Here is a 9142-nt window from a genome sequence, read left to right on the forward strand (position 1 = left end):
CAGGAGAATCAGATTCAACCGGATCTTGGCAAACTCCCTATAATGAAATGCTGGCCTAAGGATGGTGGAAGGTTCATCACACTTGGATTGATTCTGACCCAGGACCCCGTAACTAACAGGAGAAACCTGGGAATATACAGGATGCAGATCTTTGACAACAAGACGACAGCCATGCATTGGCATCCCCATAAAGGGGGAGCAGCCCATTACCATGAAGCGTCGAAATTTGGAAGAGACCTTGATGCTGCTGTGATACTGGGCGGCGATCCAAAGATGATTTTTAGCGCTATTGCTCCCCTTCCTGAAGGAATGGATGAATTGGCCTTTGCAAGTTATTTGAGGGGTAAGCCGATTCCAATGGTCCGGGGCAAATCTAACTCTCTCAGAGTTCCAGCTAATGCGGAATTCATAATTGAAGGGGTTGTACCTCAAGGAGTATTGAGGGAAGAGGGACCCTTTGGTGACCATTTTGGTCATTATTCAATGGAAGCCGACTTTCCAATTTTTAATGTTAGGGAAATTACATACAGGAATAATCCCATTTATCCATCTACGGTTGTTGGGAAGCCCACGATGGAGGACATATATCTCGGAATAGCTGCTGCGGAGATGTTTTCCCCTTTAATAAGGATCGTGCAGCCAGAGGTTAAAGACATGTGGGCTTACCCTGCGGCAGGGTTTCATAATCTCCTGGCCGTCTCGGTGGATGAGAGATACCCAAAAAACGGTATTAAGGCAATGCTTGCTCTCTGGGGTATAGGCCAGCTTCTTCTAACTAAATGTATGGTAATGGTTTCCAGTGATGTTAATCCCAGAGACATGGAGGCGGTTCTGACAGAGATTGGTGAGAATTTTGATCCCCGAGAGGATTTTGTTCTTATTCCATGGGCCCCTCTCGACACGTTGGATTTCACAAGTGGGAAAATGAATGTGGGAAGCAAAATGGGGATAAATGCCGTAAGACGCAGTGGGGGAAAAAGGTGGAAACTGCCCAAGAAGGTTTCTGATCCTAGAGAAAAGCATAAAGAGATCATGGATTTCAGACTACTCCCGGGAGGATTTTTGGTTTTGAAAGTTGAGAAAAATCCAAAAGAAGTAATAAAGAAGATGTTCGAAACACCAGGTTATGAAGATGTTAGAATAATTGCTTCGGTGAGCAGTGATATAGATATACATGATGACACGGAGGTAATTTGGGGTATATTTACTAGGTTTGATCCCTACCTTGATGTAATATTTGAGCATACCGAGCTTAGGGGGTCGGCTGTAGTATATGATGGAAGGATGGGGATAGATGCAACAATAAAGGAGTGGTATCCTGAAGTCATTGAGATGTCGGATGATATCAAGAAGAGGGTAAGTAAGAGATGGAACGATTATTGGAAAAGATAGAGATCCTTTGCCAGGACAAATCGCTTTTGCCAATCCTCGATAAGGTAGGAAAGGAACAGCGATTAACATTTGAGGATGGACTTAGGTTGTTGGAGACTGATGATCTCCATACGGTTGGCATGATGGCAGATTATGTCAAGAGGAAGAGGGAGGGGGATAGGGTTTATTTTGTAGTAAACCGACATGTGAATCCTACTAATATATGTGCAATTTCCTGTAAGTTTTGTGCGTTTGGTGTAACGAAGCGTTCACCGAGTGCATATGAATTATCACATGATCAAATACTCTCCATGCTTAATGATGAAATAAGGGAGGTTCATATAGTCGGAGGACTTCATCCTGAATGGGATTTCCAGCATTATTTGGACATAGTAAAGCTCATCAAGGATCATTTCCCCCAGACTCATGTGAAGGCCTTTACTGCGGTTGAAATAGATTGGTTTACGGAGATTAGTGGAAAGGGTATAGAGGATGTGTTGAATACTCTCAAGGAAACGGGGGTAGATGCGCTTACGGGCGGGGGAGCTGAGATTCTTCATCCAGATGTTAGAAAGAAGATATGCGCTCCCAAAACGGTTGCGACCAGGTGGGAGGAGATTCACAAATTGGCACACAGACTAGGAATACCCACAAATGCTACGATTTTATACGGTCATATAGAGGAACCGTTCCACGTTGTGGATCATCTGGAGAGGCTTAGAAGGATCGAGGATGAATCGCCCGGATTTTTTGCATTTATACCTGTTTTGTTCCAGACTGAAAATACAGGACTCAAAAAAGAGGTAAAATTCATCCCTGGGATTTATGATCTAAAGATTCACGCCCTTGCCCGTCTATACCTTGATAACTTTCCACACATAAAAGCCTACTGGATTACCCTCGGGGAAAAAACCGCCCAGGTTGCTCTTCACTACGGCGCCAGTGATGCTGACGGGACTATTATCAGAGAAAAAATAATCCACGATGCGGGTGCTCCTTCTGAGGTCGGTCACAGCAGGGATTTTATGGTGAACATGATCAGAAACTCAGGCTACACACCGGTCGAACGCGACGCCCTCTACAACGTAGTAAAAGTTTATAATTAAAAGATTCTTATCACAGCATCAATGTAGCGGCGACCTTCAGGTCCCCATTCTTAAACAGTTGCTCCCGAATGCTACCCGATAGAAATATTCGGGTACAAGATTAATCGGGAATCCAAAAGCAACTTGTCTTTGCGAGAGACAAAGTCTCGAAGCAATCTCACACCACAGTCGCTCCCAAACTTCGTTAATGGACGTCCAAAATTAACAGTTGTTCTGAATCCTGATCCACATCAGGACACGCTTATTTCATCATCTTATTTATTCACTCCTGACTCATCTTCAGTTGGTTAGATTACTTCTTTATAACTCTGCTTCTGGACCCTGAATAATTCTTATACTTCAATTGTAATTGGTCAGATACAGAGCTCAAGAGGGCGTAACTTGAAGAAATAAACTCTGATGATTTTAATTTACACTATGTTAAAATGAGGTCTAAACTGAATCAAAAAAAGGAGGTTTTTATGATTAAGAGAAATGTTTCTTATAAGGCGATTTTAGTAGCTTTTATTCTGGGTGCACTTTTCTTAATGACTTTTATAGCAGGTAGAGTTACGGCCCAACAACCACATATGCAAGCTGCTCTTAGCGCTCTACAAACGGCAAAGACAGAGCTAGAACTCGCACTACCTGATAAGGGTGGACATCGTGTGAGAGCTTTGGAACATGTTAATCAGGCGATTGCTGAAACAGAAGCAGGTATTAGTTTCGCTGAGTAAATCGTGTTTTATCACGCAAACTGCCAGCGGCAATCCCATATATCATTTACAAACGCATTAATTGGGGTTGCAACATATAACAAATGAATTCCCGAGTAGAGAAAAGCTAGGACTGCATTACGGTCGACCGCAACGCTCTTTATAATGTGGAAAGGGTGTATGTATTCGCAGGCCTGCAACTTGGTAAGGATGTTCTAATTCATTTTTCGTTTACTCAGTCGGGTCAAAGCATATCAATAGGGCTCCGCACTGCCAGTCCTCCTCGATTCGGAACGTGCGTATAAATCATCGTTGTTTTCTCATCCTTATGCCCAAGTTGTTCTTGCAAAGTCCGAATGTCATAGCCATATGCGAGTTGATTTAGGGGAACATTTGTTTTACATTACTTTAAACGACGGGTATCGCAAGAATGCCGTATAATCAAAAGTTAGCGTGCTCAAGTTTCCACTAGTGAAATCACGATGACCGCAGATAATAGTGGACAATGTTTAAGATTGAATTCACTCCCGAGGCTATTGAGGATATGCGCCTATTGAAAAAGCGCGGAAGAAAGCAAGTCATTGAGGAAATAGAGAAACAGCTTAATTATCAACCAACACAAGAAACCCGTAACAGGAAAAGGTTGCGTCCAAATGAGGTAGCTGAATGGGAGTTGCGGGTTGGTAAATTCCGTGTTTTCTATGACGTTAATGATGTAACTCGGTTTGTCAAAGTTGAGGCAGTCGGTTACAAGAAAGGCAGTAAACTATTTATTCATGGTGAGGAGTATAAAATATGAAAACGATCAAAATATCTAAGAGGTCTAAAGGGATAAATACGCTTCTAAAGCAAGCACGTAAGGAAAACTTAATCGTGAGGTCTGCCGATGGTTGCGAATTTATTCTTGCAGAGATAGATGACTTCAGTCGGGAGATTGAATTGACACGACAAAATAGAAAACTGATGAAATTTCTTGACCTTCGAGCTAAGCAAACCAAAACAATCCCACTCGAGGAAGTTAAGGCTCAACTAGGTTTAAACGAGTAAAGCAAAAGCCGAGTTGCCTTGCACTCTCGAACTGTATGCATGCCGTTTGTTTTGGAAACGGATGTGGCGTCTGATCAGGGCAAGATTACTCTTTTCGGTGCGAAGGGAGTAGTGCTTGCCCTTTATGGTCTCGCGAACCTGATCAAGAGGTTTCTTAGGGCGTTGTTCCATGATTGTTCTTGTAAGATATTGACCTAAAGAGATGTAATTACTCATAATCTCAAACAAATGGAAGAGTGATAAGATTTTTCGAGTATCAGCACTTATAGCGTCTTTTTAGGGATTTTTGTTCGCATAATCAGTACTTAGGCTGCAGCGAGATGATTAATTTATCGCAAGAATTGTAAGAATTATCCTTCATGGGATCTGAAGGTATAATAATCCGGAGCTATAAGGCGTTTTATGAAAAACCTATTGAGAACCCTACCAATTCTGATTCTATTAATGTGCCCAATTTATTGTTTAGGGCAAACACATAACGGACCTGCTGATATAAGAGAAGGACTTGCCAGTTCAGCAAAGAAAGCGGATAAAGATTTCCCTGATGGAAAGGATGTTTTGCTCACCCACTTTTCATATCTTGGAAAACTGCAAACAAAAAAAGGAGTTATTTATGTTGCAGATATGAGATCTGTATTGAATAACATGAATGCGCCGAGAGGGGTGAATTATATAATGTTTTTCGATAACAAATATGAATTCTTGGGTAAGCAGAATTATGCTAGTAGCGTGCCACTGTGGTGTGAGGAAGGAAGGTTATTTCTGTTTGGAGATTTGGATGGATTTTCTGACAGGGGGGACGGAAATGTGATTGATTTAAGCGATGGATATAAGAATATGAGGATATACCATGAGAAGAGATATGGGAGTTCAGGCGGAATTAATGATGATTAAATGAAATCGTCTTATAATTTATAATTGCTTGAATTTCGGAAATGGGAACAGACAATTTTAAGGCGTGAGAGAGTTGTTCCATCATCTTTCTTGCTGGATATTGACTTAAAGAGACGTAATTAAGTTTAATGTCAAACAAATGGAAAAGTGGTTACGTTTTTCTCCTATAATTAATACTCAGACTATTTATTTACTGAAATTATAAGAACGAGTGACGAATATACCAGATAAAACGACATTAGTAATCATTGTAGTTGGGACGGTCTTGATGGTTTGGTCCTTTGTGCAAGCGCATGAGGTTGAACATGTTTTCCATAAATCGGCTGCTATAATAATGGTCGTTATGTATGAATAAATTATGCATTTATTGTGGACAGAGAGCTGCAACGGAGCCTGACCATATTCCCCCTAAATGTTTTTTCCCAACTCCTAGACCATCAAATTTAATTACTGTCCCCAGTTGTCGTGAATGTAATAATAATTTTAGTAATGATGATGAGCGGGTAAGAAATTTGATAACTTCACTAGAATCAACAGAAGATCACCCCGCAATAAAAAACCAATTGGCAGATAAACGCTATCGTTCTCTATTTAGAGAAAGAGGAATAACAAATCTTAATCATCTAATAAATAGCTTAATGGCCAAGGATAGGTATTCAGATGGAGGAATCTATTTATAAAAAGCGCCTGCATTTAATCTGGATCAACCTTTGATGGATAGATTTTTTAATCGAATGTCTAGGGCACTACTGTGCCATGAAAATTCAATAGGTTATGTGAATTGTAAAATTGAGTGGCGTATGTCTCCAATTGTTTTTAACTTTGAAACTATGTCAGACGATCTGAAAGAATTTATAAGTTATGGGAAACTAGGAGTAATTGGTGATGAAATTTTTTCCTATGTGGGCTGGTTTCAGCCAAGTTGGATTAATTCACTCTGGATACTAAACTTTTATGGTGGAGTTGAGTTTATGGTTTTGCTGAATGACGTGAAAAAAGAAAATTATTAAAGAAATAGGGACAGACAGTTCCTTTATTTAAGTGCCCTGAAAGAGGAAGATAAATAATAAGTGTCTGTTCTCTATTATTTTTGTCCCTATTATTTTATTTTATTATTTAAAGAAGAAAACATTAAGGATTCGTACTATCTGATGATGGCTGAAGAGGAAAAACCACAAGGAACTGCTATCCGAACCGGGGAACTGGAAGTTGAAGTTTGAAACGTCGTGATTTCATAGGAGAGTTGGTTGAAGCTGAGGGTTTTAAGTCAAATTTTGTAAGAACGTGTAAATGATCCGTATTACATCTACTACACCTAAAGAAATTAAATATAACATTCGAGAATTCTGTAAGGAAATTGATCCTTCAAAAGACCCCCGATTTGTTACTGTTCAACCTGAGCCTTGGTGTGATGTCAATGAGTGCTTTAACAACGTAAAGAATCATGTGCGAATTCACGGTGGCAGCATTCAGTATGGCTGGATAATTTGGGAAATCCCCAATATTTTTCTTGATGCAGAGTTCCATGCAGTGTGGGTAAATCCATCTGGAGATTTTATTGACATTACCCCGAAACCGGATGGCGAGAAAATTATCCTGTTTCTTCCCGATAGTTTGAGAGTTTATGAAAATGAACTTATTGAAAACATACGAAAACCTCTTATTGATAACGAATTCACTCGCAGGTTGGTAAAGGAAGGGCAAAAGAATTTTAAACTAAAACAGAAGCACTTTAAGAACGGAAAAGTCGACGTTGACGCACTTTTAAAAGAAGCAGGAATCTCTAACCCAGGGAAAGTTGGTAGAAACGACCCTTGTCCATGTGGTAGTGGAAAGAAATACAAAAAGTGTTGTGGGGAATGAATCATGTGGTGGATTATCTTAGGAGTACTGGCTGTTGTAGCCATAGTTGTCGTGTGGATCCTGTCACGCGTCCGATCGCTGCCAGTGTTCTACGCCACCTATGACTACATGCTGAAAGAGAATGGCTCAAAGGAGTCGGCGCTTCGAGCTGCTATTTCCGTCTTTGTGAAGCGGCCTCCCTTCAATATACTTATGGACGATGATATCGAAGCTCTTATCCGAGTCTTTGCGCCACTACCATATCCACAAGTTCTGGGTAGGATCTTCTTAGAAGTCGACAAGAGCGGTGATGCGTCGGAGCTGAAAGACCAGACAAGGATGCGAAAAATCGCTGAGGAATTAACTCGCCTAGCGATTTCCCAGAGCTGGTTTGACCAAAGTGGTTAGGCATAATAAACAAGCCACGAGGCCAGCGTATAAGGAAATAGGAACATCTGTCCCAATATTATAGTGACGGGACTTTTTGTGAAGCATATTCAATAAGTTGGGTAATCTTTATAAGTTACTCAATTTCAATTCTTATCGAGGAAGAGAAAAACTTTATGACATACAAAAGAATAGTGATGGAGCATAATAAAAAGATAGCACTCGTGGCGCACGATAATAAAAAGCTTGATCTGGTGGAATGGGCTAAATATAACCGTGATCTCCTGGCACATCACAAGGTTTATGCCACTGGCACAACAGGCAAGGTTTTGGAGCAGGAGCTTGGCTTCGAAATTTTAAAGCTCCAGAGTGGCCCCCTGGGAGGTGACCAGCAGATAGGCGCTAAAATTGTCGATGGAGATATAGATTTTCTCATCTTTTTCTGGGATCCGCTGGAACCAATGCCTCACGACCCGGATGTCAAAGCTCTCTTGCGTATGGCGGTGGTCTGGAACATCCCGATTGCATGCAATCGTGCAACCGCCGATTTCATGATCTCATCCCCACTTATGGATGGAGAATATGACCGCTTGTTGCCTGATTATGACGAATATAGAACCTGGAGGGCCTTAAAAGGTGACTAAGGTCTTGAAGGGATTACCATCTCTAAAGTCGATAGCATTCTGAATTTGCGTCAATCAATGACTCGGATCGTCTGAGAGGATGTATATGATATAATATGCCTGACTCGATTTGACATTTATGGTGGATTCTTCCCTCCGTTGGAGTCAAGATTATATGCGACAGGTAGACAAGCTTACATTCCAGGTTGTGGTAGATAATACGACGGACATGCTCTCTAGTCGTCCCGCTCACGTCACTTCGGAGCTACGTGTGTTGATAGCGGCGGGCATGAAAGAGATGGCTGGAGAAGCCCTCTGCTCTGCCCACCATGGCCTGTGCCTTGCGGTGACAGCTCATTTAGGCAATGACGAACGAACCGTACTATTTGATGCTGGTCCCGACCCGTACGCTTTGGTACGAAATGGTGGCCACATAAAGCTTGACTTTGAAAAGATAGATGCCCTTGTACTTTCGCACGGCCATTTCGACCATTCAGAGGGGCTATTGATGGCTGCAAATTTGATTGGTGCCGGAAATAAAGAAAGACGACTACCGCTTCATGTGCATCCTGGCGCTTTCGTGAAGAGAGCGGTCCGTCTTTCAGACGGGGAGCTACTTCCGCTACAGGATGTGCCGTCCCGCAAGGCACTTCAGAGTGCAGGGATAGAGCTAATCGAGTCCGATCAGGCTGAGGAGATTGTCGGAGGTACCTTTTTTCTTACCGGGGAGATACCCCGTGGAAGCTTTGAAAGAGGTTTGGAGAACCAGGTCCGGCTGAACGACGCAGGTGATTGGGAACCCGATCCCCTCTGCATGGAGGAGCGATTTATGGTCACTAATGTAAAGGGGAAAGGGCTAGCGTTATTTACAGGCTGTTCCCATGCGGGAGTAATCAACATTTGCAACCATGCCAGAGAGCTTTTTCCTGATATGCCTCTCTATGCGCTGGTTGGCGGTCTTCACCTTGTTCATCCGAATGAAGATCTGATTGGAGAGACGATACGTGAACTCAAAGAATTTGGCCTTAAGGTGATCATTCCAGGGCACTGCACTGGATGGCGAGCCATACACTCTCTGCTTAATGCCTTTGGAGAAGAGGTGGTCGATCCGCTCGCAGTAGGAAGCAGAGTGTCGCTATAAATCCTACTTAAGGCTCATTTCCGCTGATAAAGGAAG

11 protein-coding genes and 1 pseudogene are annotated in these 9142 nt (G+C 42.0%); 11 read left to right on the forward strand and 1 reads right to left on the reverse strand.

Going from position 1 to position 9142, the window contains the following annotated elements:
• The 3 genes from VGA95_00515 to VGA95_00525 all read left to right on the forward strand — a co-directional run.
• Positions 1–1392 (forward strand): UbiD family decarboxylase (locus VGA95_00515; GenBank protein HEX9665027.1); only part of this gene is annotated, 1392 nt, incomplete at its 5' end.
• The gene (gene mqnE, locus VGA95_00520; GenBank protein ID HEX9665028.1) at positions 1368–2477 is read left to right on the forward strand and encodes an aminofutalosine synthase MqnE; all 1110 of its coding nucleotides are present in this window, start codon (positions 1368–1370) and stop codon (positions 2475–2477) included. The genes VGA95_00515 and mqnE, both read left to right, overlap by 25 nt.
• 461 nt (positions 2478–2938) lie before the next feature.
• Positions 2939–3193: a hypothetical protein gene (locus tag VGA95_00525; protein ID HEX9665029.1), complete on the forward strand. Its 255-nt coding sequence runs from the start codon at positions 2939–2941 to the stop codon at positions 3191–3193.
• Positions 3194–3416: 223 nt separating this feature from the next.
• Here VGA95_00525 and VGA95_00530 read toward each other — a convergent pair.
• A pseudogene (locus VGA95_00530) lies at positions 3417–3539 on the reverse strand (tyrosine-type recombinase/integrase).
• Positions 3540–3677: 138 nt separating this feature from the next.
• Here VGA95_00530 and VGA95_00535 point away from each other — a divergent pair.
• The 8 genes from VGA95_00535 to VGA95_00570 all read left to right on the forward strand — a co-directional run bounded on the left by VGA95_00535 (position 3678) and on the right by VGA95_00570 (position 9106).
• A complete protein-coding gene (locus VGA95_00535; protein ID HEX9665030.1) occupies positions 3678–3971 on the forward strand; it encodes a type II toxin-antitoxin system RelE/ParE family toxin in 294 nt (97 codons plus the stop codon).
• Positions 3968–4219: a hypothetical protein gene (locus VGA95_00540; GenBank protein HEX9665031.1), complete on the forward strand. Its 252-nt coding sequence runs from the start codon at positions 3968–3970 to the stop codon at positions 4217–4219. Before VGA95_00535 ends, VGA95_00540 begins: the two co-directional genes overlap by 4 nt.
• Positions 4220–4621: 402 nt before the next feature.
• Positions 4622–5113, forward strand: a complete 492-nt coding sequence (locus VGA95_00545; protein ID HEX9665032.1) for a hypothetical protein — start codon at positions 4622–4624, stop codon at positions 5111–5113.
• Positions 5114–5913: 800 nt separating this feature from the next.
• Positions 5914–6123: a hypothetical protein gene (locus tag VGA95_00550; GenBank protein HEX9665033.1), complete on the forward strand. Its 210-nt coding sequence runs from the start codon at positions 5914–5916 to the stop codon at positions 6121–6123.
• 280 nt (positions 6124–6403) lie between these two features.
• Positions 6404–6976 (forward strand): SEC-C metal-binding domain-containing protein, encoded by a 573-nt coding sequence (locus VGA95_00555; GenBank protein ID HEX9665034.1) that lies wholly within the window; start codon positions 6404–6406, stop codon positions 6974–6976.
• A gap of 3 nt (positions 6977–6979) precedes the next feature.
• Positions 6980–7363, forward strand: coding sequence for a hypothetical protein (locus VGA95_00560; GenBank protein ID HEX9665035.1), 384 nt, complete (start codon positions 6980–6982; stop codon positions 7361–7363).
• 155 nt (positions 7364–7518) lie between these two features.
• A complete protein-coding gene (locus VGA95_00565) occupies positions 7519–7986 on the forward strand; it encodes a methylglyoxal synthase (GenBank protein ID HEX9665036.1) in 468 nt (155 codons plus the stop codon).
• A 154-nt stretch (positions 7987–8140) separates the two neighbouring features.
• Positions 8141–9106, forward strand: coding sequence for an MBL fold metallo-hydrolase (locus VGA95_00570; protein HEX9665037.1), 966 nt, complete (start codon positions 8141–8143; stop codon positions 9104–9106).
• Positions 9107–9142 lie beyond the last annotated feature (36 nt).

The organism is Thermodesulfobacteriota bacterium, from assembly GCA_036397855.1.
Taxonomy (GTDB): Bacteria; Desulfobacterota_D; UBA1144; order Nemesobacterales; family CSP1-2; genus DASWID01.